This is a genomic window from Acinetobacter ursingii DSM 16037 = CIP 107286, assembly GCF_000368825.1.
Taxonomy (GTDB): Bacteria; Pseudomonadota; Gammaproteobacteria; order Pseudomonadales; family Moraxellaceae; genus Acinetobacter; species Acinetobacter ursingii.
Genome location: NZ_KB849715.1, coordinates 203,778 through 218,843 on the forward strand (window position 1 = coordinate 203,778; position 15,066 = coordinate 218,843).

Annotated in this window: 14 protein-coding genes and 1 tRNA gene; 9 read left to right on the forward strand and 6 right to left on the reverse strand. The window is 39.8% G+C overall.

The genetic code is table 11. The annotated features are described in order from the left end of the window. Positions 1–202: 202 nt before the first annotated feature. From F944_RS04040 to F944_RS04060, 5 genes are all read left to right on the forward strand, one after another. Positions 203–1,102, forward strand: a complete 900-nt coding sequence (locus F944_RS04040; RefSeq protein WP_004987214.1) for a LysR family transcriptional regulator — start codon at positions 203–205, stop codon at positions 1,100–1,102. A gap of 149 nt (positions 1,103–1,251) precedes the next feature. Next, positions 1,252–1,956 (forward strand): CoA transferase subunit A, encoded by a 705-nt coding sequence (locus F944_RS04045; protein ID WP_004987215.1) that lies wholly within the window; start codon positions 1,252–1,254, stop codon positions 1,954–1,956. Between the two features lie 2 nt (positions 1,957–1,958). After that, complete coding sequence (locus F944_RS04050) at positions 1,959–2,600, forward strand: 3-oxoacid CoA-transferase subunit B (protein ID WP_004987217.1); 642 nt, start codon at positions 1,959–1,961, stop codon at positions 2,598–2,600. 103 nt (positions 2,601–2,703) lie between these two features. After that, positions 2,704–4,122 carry a short-chain fatty acid transporter gene (locus F944_RS04055; RefSeq protein WP_004987218.1) on the forward strand — a complete coding sequence of 473 codons (1,419 nt, stop codon included), beginning with the start codon at positions 2,704–2,706 and terminating at the stop codon, positions 4,120–4,122. Between the two features lie 57 nt (positions 4,123–4,179). Next, positions 4,180–5,358, forward strand: a complete 1,179-nt coding sequence (locus F944_RS04060; RefSeq protein ID WP_004987220.1) for a thiolase family protein — start codon at positions 4,180–4,182, stop codon at positions 5,356–5,358. Between the two features lie 170 nt (positions 5,359–5,528). On the opposite strand, the gene modC is transcribed toward F944_RS04060, so the two are convergent. From modC to modA, 3 genes are read right to left on the reverse strand one after another with little or no spacing between them, the layout of a single operon-like run. Further along, entirely contained in the window at positions 5,529–6,146 is a 618-nt protein-coding gene (gene modC / locus F944_RS04065; protein ID WP_004987222.1) for a molybdenum ABC transporter ATP-binding protein, read from the reverse strand. Between the two features lie 7 nt (positions 6,147–6,153). Further along, a complete protein-coding gene (modB, locus tag F944_RS04070; RefSeq protein WP_004987223.1) occupies positions 6,154–6,843 on the reverse strand; it encodes a molybdate ABC transporter permease subunit in 690 nt (229 codons plus the stop codon). After that, positions 6,843–7,589: a molybdate ABC transporter substrate-binding protein gene (modA, locus tag F944_RS04075; protein WP_010588858.1), complete on the reverse strand. Its 747-nt coding sequence runs from the start codon at positions 7,587–7,589 to the stop codon at positions 6,843–6,845. Before modA ends, modB begins: the two co-directional genes overlap by 1 nt. A gap of 346 nt (positions 7,590–7,935) precedes the next feature. On the opposite strand from modA, the gene F944_RS04080 reads away from it, so the two are divergent. Beyond that, a tRNA-Ser gene (locus F944_RS04080) sits at positions 7,936–8,025 on the forward strand. A 207-nt stretch (positions 8,026–8,232) separates the two neighbouring features. On the opposite strand, the gene F944_RS04085 is transcribed toward F944_RS04080, so the two are convergent. The 3 genes from F944_RS04085 to F944_RS04095 all read right to left on the reverse strand — a co-directional run bounded on the left by F944_RS04085 (position 8,233) and on the right by F944_RS04095 (position 12,083). Continuing rightward, on the reverse strand, positions 8,233–9,348 hold the full coding sequence (locus F944_RS04085; protein WP_004987225.1) for an FUSC family protein: 1,116 nt from the start codon (positions 9,346–9,348) through the stop codon (positions 8,233–8,235). A 153-nt stretch (positions 9,349–9,501) separates the two neighbouring features. Next, complete coding sequence (locus tag F944_RS04090; RefSeq protein WP_004987226.1) at positions 9,502–10,812, reverse strand: MFS transporter; 1,311 nt, start codon at positions 10,810–10,812, stop codon at positions 9,502–9,504. A 335-nt stretch (positions 10,813–11,147) separates the two neighbouring features. Further along, positions 11,148–12,083, reverse strand: coding sequence for a LysR substrate-binding domain-containing protein (locus tag F944_RS04095; RefSeq protein WP_004987227.1), 936 nt, complete (start codon positions 12,081–12,083; stop codon positions 11,148–11,150). A 104-nt stretch (positions 12,084–12,187) separates the two neighbouring features. On the opposite strand from F944_RS04095, the gene F944_RS04100 reads away from it, so the two are divergent. From F944_RS04100 to F944_RS04110, 3 genes are read left to right on the forward strand one after another with little or no spacing between them, the layout of a single operon-like run. After that, complete coding sequence (locus F944_RS04100) at positions 12,188–13,348, forward strand: acyl-CoA dehydrogenase family protein (protein ID WP_004987230.1); 1,161 nt, start codon at positions 12,188–12,190, stop codon at positions 13,346–13,348. Positions 13,349–13,366: 18 nt separating this feature from the next. Continuing rightward, positions 13,367–14,173: an HpcH/HpaI aldolase/citrate lyase family protein gene (locus tag F944_RS04105; RefSeq protein ID WP_004987232.1), complete on the forward strand. Its 807-nt coding sequence runs from the start codon at positions 13,367–13,369 to the stop codon at positions 14,171–14,173. A gap of 22 nt (positions 14,174–14,195) precedes the next feature. Beyond that, positions 14,196–15,059, forward strand: coding sequence for an HTD2 family dehydratase (locus F944_RS04110; RefSeq protein ID WP_004987234.1), 864 nt, complete (start codon positions 14,196–14,198; stop codon positions 15,057–15,059). Positions 15,060–15,066: the final 7 nt, after the last annotated feature.

Here is a 15,066-nt window from a genome sequence, read left to right on the forward strand (position 1 = left end):
ATTATGAAAGAAGTCTATTTAATGAAAAAATTCTGCTTTTAATATTTTGATTTGGATCATTTCAGCCACATTTTAAAAAACTGTTTTTTTAATATAAAACTGAGCTTGATTTAATTTTACAAAAAAACAAGTATATCAATCGTAGAGTTAGATATAATTTTTCTTTAAAATCAAAAACTTTTGATTAGGATGGAATCTATAAATGACGCTCAAGCAACTCAAAGCTTTTTTGGCACTGGCTCGTACTCTGAATTATGCCAATGCATCGACTGAGCTTCATTTAAGTCAGTCCGCCTTGAGTTTGAGTATCAAATCATTAGAAGAGGAATTGGGTGGAAAGCTATTTAAGCGTAATACTCGCCGTGTCGAACTCACTCAGGAAGGAAAATCTTTGATCCCTTATGCTAGAAAGTTACTGGCAAACTGGGAAGACATGGAAAATGATGTAAAACAACGTTTTAAACTTAATCGCGGTACTTTAAATATTGCTTCAATGCCCTTTGTTACCCATGCAATTTTACCCGAAGTCATTCAGACTTTTTCAAATGCCCACCCTAATTTAAATTTTTCAATTCATGATATTCCCAATGAAAAAATTATTGAAAATGTATTGGACGGAATTTTTGAACTTGGAATTTGCTTTCAGCCAATTCTAAATGAACAGTTGGAATTTAAAGCTTTATTTGATGAAGATTTTTTAGCACTCATTCCCAAAACACATCCGCTAGCCAGTAAAAAAAGCATCACTTGGCAGGAATTATATGCCAATCCATTTATTACCTTACAACACCCTTCAATCGTGCGTTACCTCCTTGAACAAAACGCCTCACGCTTAGGTCTGGTGCTTGATTTAAAAGTTGAGTGTCACCAGATTAGTACTTTCTCAAGTTTTGTGGCTTTAGGCATTGGAGTCAGTGCAATTCCACGCCATTTTCAACATTCGATCGATAAAGAGTATAATGTGTTACTGGAAATTGAAAATAGTCAGGTACACCAAGCGGTCGGTATTATTTATAAAAAAGACACTGAACTTTCAAATATTTCCAGCGAATTCATTCAGACACTTTCAAGTTATCCTTACGAAAAAATCCTTCAATTTTAGTAGCCATAGAAAATCAACGATCAAAAAACGATATTCGCACATTAAACAGATTCATTAATTTTTCTCATTAATCCTTTAAAATTTTCAACTTCCTTAAATAAATTACAGATGTTAATAATAAGAAAACATAGGGACGTTGAGTAAATACAATGAATAAAGTGTATGCAAGTGCAGAACTCGCATTACAGGATATTGTTAAGAATAATCAGACTCTTGCTGTGGGTGGTTTTGGTTTATGTGGTATTCCAGAAGCACTGATCAATGCATTAAAACAAACCCAAGTTACTGGTTTAACCTGTATTTCCAATAATGCAGGTGTAGATGATTTTGGTTTGGGAATTTTACTTCAAACAAAACAAATCAAAAAAATGATTTCGTCTTATGTCGGTGAAAATAAAGAATTTGAACGCCAATATCTTAATGGTGAGCTTGAGGTTGAACTGACGCCGCAAGGAACTTTGGCAGAAAAACTTCGCGCAGGCGGCGCAGGCATCCCAGCATTTTATACTCAAACTGGTGTTGGAACGCTCATCGCAGAAGGCAAAGAACAGCGCGATTTTGATGGTAAACCTTATATTTTGGAGCCTTCTTTAACCGCTGATATTGCATTGGTCAAAGCGTATAAAGCGGACAAAGCAGGTAATTTGATTTTCCATAAAACGGCACGTAACTTCAATCCCGAATGTGCGATGGCAGGAAAAATTACCATCGCGGAAGTTGAACAAGTGGTGGAAATTGGTGAGTTAGATCCTGATGAAATCCATCTGGCAGGTATTTTTGTACAACGTATTGTACTTAATGCGCACCCAGAAAAACGAATTGAGCAAAAAACCCTAAAAGCACAGGAAGCATAATCATGGCATGGACACGTGAACAAATGGCACAACGTGCCGCCAAAGAATTACAAGATGGTTTTTATGTCAATCTTGGTATTGGCTTACCCACACTGGTCGCTAATTATATCCCAGAAAATGTTGATGTCTGGCTTCAGTCCGAAAATGGTTTATTGGGCATTGGAGAATTTCCAACCGAACAAACGGTGGATGCAGATTTAATCAATGCAGGTAAACAAACGGTCACCGCACGTGCGGGCGCTGCATTTTTTTCCAGTAGTGAATCTTTTGCCATGATCCGTGGTGGACATGTCAACATTGCGATTTTGGGTGCAATGGAAGTCTCTGAAAAAGGTGATCTTGCCAACTGGATGATTCCGGGTAAAAAGGTCAAAGGCATGGGCGGCGCAATGGATTTGGTCGTGGGTGTACAACGTGTGGTGGTACTCATGGAACATTGTGCCAAAGATGGTACGCCGAAAATTGTATCTGAATGCAGTTTGCCGCTGACAGGTCAGGCTGTAGTACATCGTGTCATTACCGACTTAGGCGTGATGGATATTACTGCTGAGGGTATCGAACTAATTGAACTTGCAGATGGTGTAACAGTTGAGAAAATTCAGGCTGCCTCGGGTGTCAAACTCATTACGACCCTAGCAATCTAAATATTCTTTTAAACGAAATACTGGCATATACAAAGTGAATTAGAAAAAAGCGGTGATCACTTTTGGATGAATGATCACCTTTAATATCAGATGGAATTTGATCATGAATAAACAACCTGCAATTTTAGAACGGTTTGCGATTAGTATTAGTAACTGGTCAGAAAAATGGTTTCCTGACTCATATATTTTTGCATTACTTGGCGTGATTATTGTGGCTACTGCTGCACTGTTCATTGGCGCACCAGTCAAAGAAGTCGCAAGTTCTTTTGGCAATGGATTTTGGAGCCTGATTCCATTTACCTTACAAATGACCATGCTAATTATTGTGGGCTATGTCGTTTCCGTATCGCGCCCTATGAGAAAACTGATCCAGAAGATGGCCAGAATCCCACATTCGGGACGCAGTGCCATTGTGCTAGTTGCCACTGTCAGTTTGCTCATTTCTTTGGTCAATTGGGCCATTAGTACCATCTTAACTGCACTTTTGGTGATCGCCCTCGCCAAACGTAAAGAACTCAATATGGATTATCGGGCGGCGGCGGCCGCAGCGATTATTGGTATGGGAGCAACATGGGCGCTGGGGATTAGTTCTTCTGCGGCTCAATTACAGGCCAATAAAGCCAGTTTGCCTGAGTCTATTTATAATCTGACCGGTGTCATTCCGTTTACGGAAACTATATTTTTGTGGCAATCGATTGTGATGACTGCCATATTGATCATTGTTTCGATTGTCATTGCCTACCTGTCTGCACCCAAAGGTCAGAATGTCAAAACCATGCAAGATTTCAATCTGAACTTTGACGAAGAAGAAAAACAGGAACTGGAGCAAACGAAATCGAAACGTCCGGGAGATTGGTTAGAAAATTCACCGATCCTGACCATTTTAGTGGTGGCTTTAGGCTTAATCTGGATGATTTTGGAGTTTTCTAAAAACAATCCAATTATTGCGATTTCTAGTCTCAATACTTATAACTTTATTTTCCTGATGCTTGGTCTGGCATTACACGGCACACCACGCAATTTTCTAAATGCAGTCAGTAAAGCGGTTCCTGCGGTTTCAGGAGTGCTGATTCAGTTTCCACTGTATGGCAGTATTGCCTATATGATGACTCAAGCGGTCAATGCTCAAGATTTATCGCTTTCACATTATATTGCACACTTTTTTGTCTCAATTGCCTCGCATGATACCTTTGCTGTGGTCATGGGAATTTATTCTGCCATTTTAGGCTTTTTTGTACCATCAGGCGGTGGCAAATGGATTATCGAAGCACCTTATGTGATGCAAGCAGCCAACGATTTGAAATATCATCTGGGTTGGTCGGTACAAATTTATAATGCAGCAGAAGCATTACCCAACTTAATCAATCCATTTTTTATGTTACCGATGCTCGGTATTTTAAAACTCAAACCTAAGGATGTGATTGGTTTTACCGTGACACAATTGGTTGTACATTTACCTTTAGTGCTTTTTTTATTGTGGATATTAGGACAAACTTTGACTTATACCCCACCCGTATTTTAATCAATCATAATGAAGTTCAAGCTTATAAGCTAAACTGATACTATAAGGAATCATTTCATGACAAAAATTGTGATCGTCGCTGCTACACGTACACCAATGGGCAGCTTTCAAGGCAGCCTTTCTGGTTTAAGTGCGCCTGATCTGGGGGCTGTTGCCATTCAAGCTGCTCTCAAACAGACGAATATTCCCGTCGATGAAATTGACGAAGTCATTATGGGGTGCGTACTTCCTGCGGGCGTTAAACAAGGCCCTGCACGTCAAGCCATGCGTAAAGCGGGCTTACCTGATCATGTCGGTGCTACTACGATCAACAAAGTCTGTGGTTCTGGTATGAAAGCTGCCATGCAGGCAAGCGATGCCATTAAAGCAGACAGTATTAAAATTGCTGTGGTGGGTGGTATGGAATCCATGAGCAATGCCCCTTATTTATTGCCGAAAGCCCGTACAGGTTATCGCATGGGGCATGGTCAAGTCATCGATCATATGTTTATGGATGGTTTGGAAGATGCGTATACAGGACGTGCAATGGGTTCCTTTGCACAGGACATGGCAGATAAGAAAAGCTATACACGAGAACAAATGGATGAATTTGCAATTCGCTCTTTGACTCGCGCACAAAAAGCAATACAGGAAGGCTATTTTGAAGCTGAGATTGTGCCTGTTACGGTCACTACTCGCCAAGGTGACATTGTGGTTGATACCGATGAAAATCCGGGCAATGCCAAAATCGATAAAATTCCCACCCTACGACCTGCATTTGCCAAAGATGGCACCATTACTGCTGCAAACTCAAGCTCCATTAGCGATGGTGCATCGGCACTGCTGATTACTTCTGAACAGGAAGCCAAGCAGCGCGGTCTAAAGGTTTTGGCTGAGATCAAAGCTTATACAACCAATTCCCAATTACCTGAAGAATTTACGATTGCTCCCGTAGGTGCGATTGAAAAATTACTCAAGAAAGTCGGCTGGTCTGCCGAAGACGTCGATTTATGGGAAATCAATGAAGCTTTCGCTATGGTAACCATGGCAGCGATTGATGCATTTAAACTCGATCCTGAAAAAGTCAATATCAATGGCGGTGCTTGTGCATTGGGTCATCCATTGGGTTCATCAGGTTCACGCATTATCGTAACTTTGATTCATGCGCTAAAACGACTGGGCAAACGCAAAGGTATTGCAGCGCTGTGTATTGGTGGAGGCGAAGCAACTGCGATTGCGATTGAAATCGTTGATTAATCAGTTGTCTAAATTTTCCAAGAAAGGCAAAAATAAACATTTTGCCTTTCTTTATGGAAAAAAGATAAAAGTTCATTTAGAACAATTGACTTCTTTCATTATCGTTTAAACCCTGTTTATTTTTTTTCCATACGGAGAAATAAAAGGGACTTAAGAATGAAATCGAGTATTTACAGATACCAAATACTGTCTGTTAATTGCTGAATCTCATTAATATCATGACTGACATACAGCATCGGAATATGAATTTCCTGTTTAATTTTTTGAAAAAAAGGAATAATTTCAGCTTTATGGGCTGCATCCAAAGCGGATAAAGGCTCATCTAATAATAAAAGTTGCGGCGAATACAGCAAAGCTCGCCCCAATGCGACACGCTGCTTTTCTCCACCAGATAGTTTAGCAGGCATACGATTCAACAGATGATCAAGCTTTAATAAGTCAACAATATAATCTTCTTTAAAATATCTTTTTTCAGGTGCAATTCGCCTCAACCCGAAGCATAGATTTTTTTTGACATTCATATGCGGAAACAACTGGGCATCCTGAAATACCAATCCCACACGGCGTTGTTGAGTGCTTAAATTAATCTTTTGCGAAGCATCAAACCATGTATGCTCCTGCACTCTAATCCAGCCTGCCTTTGGTGTATGAAGACCAGCTATCGCATGTAAAATACTGGTTTTACCTGAACCCGATGCGCCAAATAAACCAATCACACGCTGATCCGACTGAAAAGTCTGATCTAGGCTAAACTTTCCAAGTTGCAACTGGATATGACAATTCAACATCGTTGTTCTAGCCTCGCTTGTTTTTTTGATAACGATGAAACCATTGCGCAAACCACAACGTAAAAAAAGCAACGCTCAAAGAAAGAATAATCAAACGCCAAACTTGATGTTCAGTATCAGGTTGTTGCATTAGACTATACATTGCCAAAGGCAAAGTTCGGGTTTCACCTGCAATATTACCGACAAAGGTAATCGTCGCACCAAACTCCCCCAAACTACGACAAAAACATAAAATTGCACCTACTAAAATCCCACTACTGGCTAATGGCAAAGTGATGCTAAAAAATGTGCCCAATCCCGATGCACCTAATGTTTTAGCCGCCATTTCCAGACGTTGATCAACCAGTTCAATCGCAAGCCGAATCGACTGTACAAATAAGGGAAAACCCATCACTGCGGCAGCCAAAACAGCGCCTTTCCAGTTAAAAGCTAAACTTAAACCCCAAGCATTCAGATACTGTCCCAATATGCCATTGTTACCAAAAACCTGTAGTAGCAGATATCCAGGAACAACAGGCGGTAAAACCAATGGCAAAAAAACCAAAGTCTCAAATAGAGATTTTCCCCAAAATTCTTTTCGTGCCAATAACCAGCCCACAAATAAAGCTGGAATTAAATTCACCAATAAACTAAAAGCAGCCACCTGACAAGATAACTTGAGAACCTCAAGCTCCTCTGCCGAAAGAGAAAAAAACATTATTTAGCTGGTAATAACACAGTAAAACCGTATTGTTTAAAAACGGTATTTGCCTGTTTTGTCTGTAAAAATTGATAAAATTTTACGGCGGATGGGTTATTTTTGATGAGGCCTAAAGGATAAATAATCGGTGCGTGGGTATTTTCAGGAAATACTCCCACAACTTTGACATCTTTACTAATGGCAGCATCAGTTGCATAGACAATACCTAATTGACATTCACCACGCGCAACAAAATTTAAAGCAGCTCTAACATCCTCTGTTTCAACTAATTTGGGCTGAAGTTTTTGCCACCATCCGAGTGAAGTAAGTGCCTGTTTTCCATATTTTCCGACTGGAACGCTTTTGGTATCTCCTGTACACCATTTCCCTTGAAAAGCTGTACTTGGATCGACATTTTTATCCATCTTAATAGTGTTGATTGTCGAATTTTTAGGTGCAATCAAAACCAGTTTGTTGCCCAATAAATTAATACGCTGATTAGACACAATCAGTTTTTTATTTTGCAGATAATTCATCCATTGTTCATCTGCCGAGATAAATACATCAGCAGGTGCGCCAGCTTCGATTTGTTTGGCTAAAGTTGAAGAACCTGCATAAGACGTTTTAACTTCAATTTTAGTTTGCTTTTCAAACGCTTTTTCTAAATCTGTAATTGCATTGGTTAAACTTGCAGCGGCATATACAGTGACATCATTGGCTGCATGGGCTTGGATAGCTAAGCCTACGCTACAACTGAATAGCATTGAAATTATTATTTTTTTTGTGTGATGAGTCGACATGATGATTGCCTTTTTTCAATATGTTTTCAGAAATATATCGATAATTATGCAAATATACAATTGAAAAGATAGAAATAAGCTCTAGTTTTCTGGTTAAAGAATATAAAATAAATAACCTCTCAGTTAAGCATTGACCCAGCTCTATCACTCTAAGCAGGGATCTGGTTTGTAAAGTTTAAAAAACCAAACCCCATAAAATCACAATAAAAAACCTCGCCACCACGATATTGCTTTAATTTTGAGCTTTCACTCTTTTTTTTGATGAAATAATTTGCCAAAACACGCTTTTATTTATATGATAGCCGCCATTGGAAGCGTGGCAGAGCGGTTTAATGCACCGGTCTTGAAAACCGACGAGGGTGTGAGTCCTCCGTGAGTTCGAATCTCACCGCTTCCGCCAAATATCGAAATAACCCTTTGTTTGCTACAAAGGGTTATTTTTTTAGCTGCTATTTTAGCTTTCGCCTATTCCTCTATAAATTCTAAATTGGATTAAAGCCATTTCTATAAAATTAAACATTTTTAAGTTGAGCTTTTTTTCAAACGCTATAATTTCAAATATTGGTTTTTTAAATCTGTTTTCACCAAGACGTTTGACGTTAACCATTTACTCAGAATGCAAACGTTCCTGTAGCAACCAATGTTGTAACGGCACAAAGACCAGTCGGGTTAATTCAATGAGAATAATACCTAACAAAATGCCCGCCAAACGAATCCAGCCATTATCCATGCTCAGTAAACTAAGTTGATCAGGCACCATCACGACGATATATACCAAAGAAAATTGGGTTCCTATATAGGCAAAACTCTGTCCACTATTTTCAATATGCCGCCCAATAACAATTCCAAGTGCAATTGCCAATGCAGCAAAAGCATAATTTATCGCGCTCAAAGGTAATAATATAAATGCCAACCCAGCACCCAACAAACAGCCAAATAATCGATATAAATTTCTCATTGATATCAACTTTTTATTATTTAACCCTGGTAGCGGAATCATCAGAACCGCTAAGATCGTAATCGCGGTTTGAGTCAGTAAATCTACCGAAAAGTACTGAATTAAAAAAGGCACGACTGCAATTGCCAAAGCAGCTTGTGCGGTATGAATGAGCGTCAGTTTTCTGTAACCCTCAAACTTTGCGATTTCGACCAAACCACTTTTATTGGCCGTTAAGGAAAATCTTGGACGAATCAGGTAGGTAAAAAAGAGACTAACCAGCATACAGGCTACAGTGCCCGCCATCACTTCAATACTTCGGGTTTTGGCAAATTGGCTCATATCGACAAAGGGATACATTAACCCATCAATAATCACCATCGCAAAAGTCAGACCAAAAAACAGCCATGCATAGCCATACCGTGTAGTCATGGCAAAATATAGCGAAAATGCAGCAAAAAAAGACAAAACCAGACTGTTCATCCACAGGCTTTTAGAAATATAAAGTTCAATCCAACATGCCAATAAAGCGCCAACTACCGTTCCCAAAATTCTCAGCATTCCACGAATACAGGTATCGACAATGTGTGAACGCAATACCATATAACCACTAAAGGCTGCCCATCCAATATTTTCTGCGCCAAAGTAATGAGCAAATAAAATAGCAAGGAATACTGAACATAAAATTTCAATTTCATCCAGTGTACGCTTGGGCGTATGACTCTCCCAACGAAATTGTTGGAGGATTGCAGACCATAAACCTTTTGCTGATTCAAATACTTGCATAGTGGTACTTATATGCCGAACTGCATTAATTGTAATGGATAGCTAAAGCTGAAGATTTGTATTCTTGTGACTGATTTCTGGATTTTATTCAATAAAAAAGAGGGGAAAATTACTTTCCCCTCTCTTGCAAATTAAATCATTTATACAGTTGATTTAATCTTCCAGAATGCGGCTATGTTTTTGTTGATCTTTCATGCGGAAGAAATACACCAGACAGATCGCACACATCACCGTTACATAGATAAAGTAGAAATTTTCGTGGCCGATGTTTTTAAACTGTAGCGCCACAAGTTCTGATGTACCACCAAAAATCGTATTGGCAATCGCATAAGGAAGTGCCACACCAAGCGCACGGATATGAGCGGGGAACATTTCAGATTTAATGACTGCACTGGTTGAGGTATAGCCAGATAAGAACATCATACCAAACAGAATCAATAAACCTGCAATCACAGGACTTGATGTCGTTGCGATAGTACTAAAAATTGGATAAGTGAATAAAACGCCACCGATACCAAAAAAGATCATGACGGCTCTACGACCAACTTTATCAGAAATAGAACCCATCACGGGTTGTGCAAGCATGAAGATAAAGATAGTGACAGCAGAAACCATCGTCGCGACTTCTTTAGAAAAGCCAGTCGTATTCACCATGAATTTTTGCATATAAGTGGTATAAGCATAGAATGAAATCGTACCACCCGCAGTTAAGAATAAAACACCTAATGCTTCTTTGGGATGATGTTTAAACAATGCAAATGCACTTGATTTGACTTCTTGCGTCGCGTTTTTGAAAGATTGAGTCTCTACCATACCGCGACGGATAATAAAGACAGACAATGCTAAAATTGAACCGACAAAGAATGGAATACGCCAGCCCCACTCGTACAATTGCGCTTCAGTTAACACTTGTTGCAAGATGATTAAAGTTGCAAGTGCCAGAAGCTGACCAGCCATAATGGTCATATACTGGAAACTTGAGAAAAAACCACGTCGGTTTTTTCCTGCCATTTCACTCAAATAGGTCGCGCTTGCACCATATTCTCCACCGACACTCAAGCCTTGGATCAATCGTGCAATAATTAAAATAACAGGAGCCATCACCCCAATCTGTTGATACGTTGGTGCAATCGCAATCAGGATTGAACCGATACACATCAAGGTAACAGAGAGTGTTAAACCTGCTTTACGTCCCTTACGGTCTGCAAAGATACCCATCATCCATGCGCCAATGGGGCGCATCAAGAAACCAACCGCAAAAACCGCTGCTGCTTGAAGCAACTCAACGGTCTGGTTACCTGCTGGGAAGAAAGATTTTGCGAAATATAAAGTGAACATACTGTAGGCAAACCAGTCATACCATTCGACTAGATTACCTGCTGAACCGCCCAAAATAGACTTAATGCGTGTTTTCTGATCCAGATTCGCATTTAATTTTTTATCAACCGCCTGATCGATACTCATTTGGCTTCTCCTTAGCCATTTACATGTTTAGAACCAGTTAGCCCTAGCTAGTTCTACCTAAACCATCATTTTGCGTAATAGTTAACAAAGCCAGTTTGATTAAACAATGCGAAAAAAAGTCAGTTCAAAAATAAAGGTCTTTTAAAATTAAATAATTTATTGTTTTTTATTGATTTATTTTTATTAAATTTATTCATTATTCGATCATTTAAACTGATGGAACTGATCAGAATAAAATATAAGCAATAAAAAACTCCCAGAGTCCAACTGAGAGTTTTAACTACCATATCTAAATTTATTTAAATTAAAGTTATTTAAACGTACTGGTATTTTCTTTAACGATCAGAAATCCATGAACCACCGAGCCATGCTTTGGTTTCAATCGCAATTTTGCAGCAATTAAATGTTTCTCCTGCAATTACATGCACGAGCTTGGAAATATGTCGGGTGTTGGGTAATGCGATGGCGATGTTTCGTGAAAATTCTGTATGTTGGATAGGGGCGACTTTGATGGTCTTTTGCTGCAAATCACTTTTTACAGCGACCAAAGGTAAAATGGTATAACCTAGCCCCTCTTTCACCAATTGTTTTTGTACATTGAGATCATTAATTTCAGCCGCTATTTTTAAATCTAATTTCTCAATTTGAAAACCATGATCAATTAAAAACCGCAGTTGATGTGGCGAATAAGGCAAAATTAAAGGTAATTCTGAAATTTCAGCTAATTCAACAGCTTTAGACTGATGTAAATCAGAGGAATAAGGTCCGATTAACCATAATTGTTCTGCCACAATCTGATGACTATCAATAAACTTTGATGGTACAGAATCATAAAGTAAGGCTAAATCAATCTCTCCTGCCTCTAGCCATTCTTTCAAATGTCCTGAGTAACCCACCGATATTTTTAGGTTCACGTCAGGAAACTTCTTTTTCATGACCCGCATTAAAGCCACTGAGAGTAATTCACTTAAACTGGCTAAGATTCCAATATGTACCGTGCCTTTAAGCGCCCCATCTTTTGAGGTCAGTTCCATTTTTGCAGCTTCAATTTCTTTTAAGGCGCGTCGAGCATAGTCTTCTAGAACTTTACCTTCCTGCGTCAAACTCATACCGTGTCGTCCACGCTCAAACAGTTCAACCCCAAGTTCTTCCTCAAGTAAATGAATTTGACGAGAAACCGCAGGTTGTACAATATTCAGCATTGCTGCTGCTTTGGTGATGTTGCGTGTCTCTGAAATGGTCAGAAATGCCCTTAACTGCTTAATATCCATATCAATGCTCTTTTGAGATTACACCCATCAAATTATTCTATTTTAATAATTTAACAATAACAATATATGATCATTAAAACGCTCCATTTTGATAAGGACATCCCATGAAATCAACTATCGATAATTTTTCTGAAATTCGTGAAGCAGTGCGTGCCTTATGTGCGCAATTCCCTGACGAATATCATCGTAAAATTGATGAAGAAAAAAGCTATCCAGAAGAATTTGTGGATGCACTTACCCATGCAGGCTGGTTAGCGGCCATGATTCCTGAAGAATACGGCGGTTCAGGTTTAGGTCTTGCCGAAGCAACCGTGGTGATGGAAGAAATTAACCGTTCGGGCGGTAATGCGGGTGCTTGCCATGGTCAGATGTATAACATGGGAACGTTGCTACGTCATGGTTCAAAAGCGCAAAAAGAATTGTATTTACCAAAGATTGCTAGTGGTGAATGGCGTTTACAATCCATGGGTGTGACTGAACCTACAGCCGGTACAGACACCACCAAGATTCGCACGACTGCGGTGAAAAAAGGCGATAAATATGTGGTCAATGGTCAAAAAGTCTGGATCTCTCGTATTCAGCACAGTGACTGGATGATTTTATTGGCACGTACCACCCCGCTTGCCGAAGTTCAGAAAAAATCTGAAGGTATGTCAATTTTTATGGTGGATGTGAAGGAAGCAGTCAAACACGGTATGACTGTTCGTCCAATTCCAAACATGGTCAACCATGAAACCAATGAATTGTTCTTTGAAAATCTGGAAATTCCTGAAGAAAACCTGATTGGTGAAGAAGGCAAAGGCTTTAAATACATTCTGGATGGTTTAAACGCAGAACGTACGCTAATTGCGGCTGAATGTATTGGTGATGGTTACTGGTTTATGGATCGTGCTGTGAAATATGCCAATGACCGCGTGGTGTTTGGTCGTCCGATTGGTCAAAATCAGGGTGTACAATTTCCACTGGCTGAATCTTTTGTTGAAATTGAAGCAGCAAACCTGATGCGTTTCCGCGCTTGTGAACTGTTCGATGCCCATCAAAAATGTGGTGCAGAGGCCAATATGGCGAAATATCTTGCAGCTAAAGCCAGTTGGGAAGCAGCCAATGCCTGCTTACAAACTCACGGTGGATTCGGCTTTGCCAACGAATATGATATTGAACGTAAGTTCCGTGAAACCCGTTTGTATCAGGTTGCGCCAATTTCAACCAATCTCATTTTAAGTTATGTGTCTGAACATTTGCTTGGTTTACCTCGTTCATTCTAAGATCAAGGGGAACAATTGATGAAAACTACACCTCGTTCGTTTCTATTTGTTCCTGCTAACCGTGTTGAGCGCTTTGAAAAAGCGCTGAATGCAAGCAGTGACGCAGTCATTATTGATCTTGAAGATGCTGTTCCAGTCGAACTTAAAATTCAGGCACGTGAGTTATTGTCAGATTGGCTCGCAGCTCATCCTGATCAAGTCGTTATGTTACGTGTCAATTCTCGACAAACCCAATGGTTTAACGATGATCTTTCGTTACTCAAATATGCAAATGTTTCTGCTATTGTGCTGCCTAAAACTGAGGCACCAGCCGATGTTGAAGCCGTAACACAAGTGAAAGCAGTGGATGTCTACCCTCTCATTGAAACGCCGCTTGGTTTGGCGCAAGTTCGTGACATTGCTAAAACGGCGTATGTCAAAGCCTTGATGTTTGGTTCAATTGATTTCCAACTGGAAATGGGCATGAATGGCGGCTACGCAGAACTGGTCTATTTCCGTAATGAAATTGTGCTGGCGTCTAAACTAGCCAATATCGAAGCACCGATTGACGGTGTCACAGTCGATATTAAAAATGATGAACTGTTAAAACTTGAAACCACGCAGGCCAAAAATTTAGGTTTTGCAGGCAAACTCTGTATCCATCCCTTGCAAGTTGAGCAGGTGAATCAGGTGTTTCATCCAAGTACAGCCGAAGTTGACTGGGCCAAACGTGTGCTTGATGCAGTGAATGCAGCACAAGGTCAAGCCATTAGTCTGGATGGCAAAATGATCGATTTGCCGGTGATTCGTCGTGCCGAGCAGGTGTTACAGGCTTCGGTTGAGTAAAGGACTTTACAGGATCAATAAAATGAATAATTTTGAAGCATGGATTGGTAAAAAAGAAGTCTATCATGATGTTTGTAATGATAAACCGATAGGCATGATGCAAGCGTTACTCAATCAATATGGACAACCAATTGATGAACTTCCACTTTTATTTCATTGGTTATATTTCTTGCCAGTCGTCAACCAGTCTGAACTTGCTGAAGATGGACATCCACACAAAGGTAGTTTTTTACCGCCAATTCCTTTTCCAAAACGGATGTGGGCAGGTGGTCGCTTAAAGTTTCACTCACCCATTTGTGTCAATCAGCAACTGCGCCGCGAATCTGAAATTTTAAAAGTTGAATTTAAGCAAGGTCGTAGTGGTGATTTATATTTTGTGACGGTGCAGCATTCAATTTATGCCGATGATGTGCTGGCGATTGTGGAAGAACACGATATTGTCTACCGCGAAGCAACCAGTAATCTGCAAAATAAAGGTTCTACACAAGCATCAGAAAAGCCCAAAGCGCCTGAAAAATCTGAGCTGCCTGCCAAAAACTATAGCTATAAAAAAAGTTATCCCGTGACCACCCCGACTTTATTCCGTTATTCAGCATTGACCTTTAATGGTCACAAGATTCATTACGATCGTTCTTATTGTACCCAAATAGAAGGTTATCCGGGTCTAGTGGTACATGGGCCTTTGCTTGCCACCCTGTTATTACACTTCCTAACACAGGAATACCCAGACAAACAGGTCAAGAGTTTCGAATTCCGTGCAGTTAAACCTGTTTTTGATTTTAATGAGTTTTATGTCTGTGGCGATATTCAAGAGCAAGACGGTGAACTCTGGATTGAACATGTCGATGGCCAAACTGCCATGCAGGCAAAAGTCAGTTTTAAATAAGGGAGTT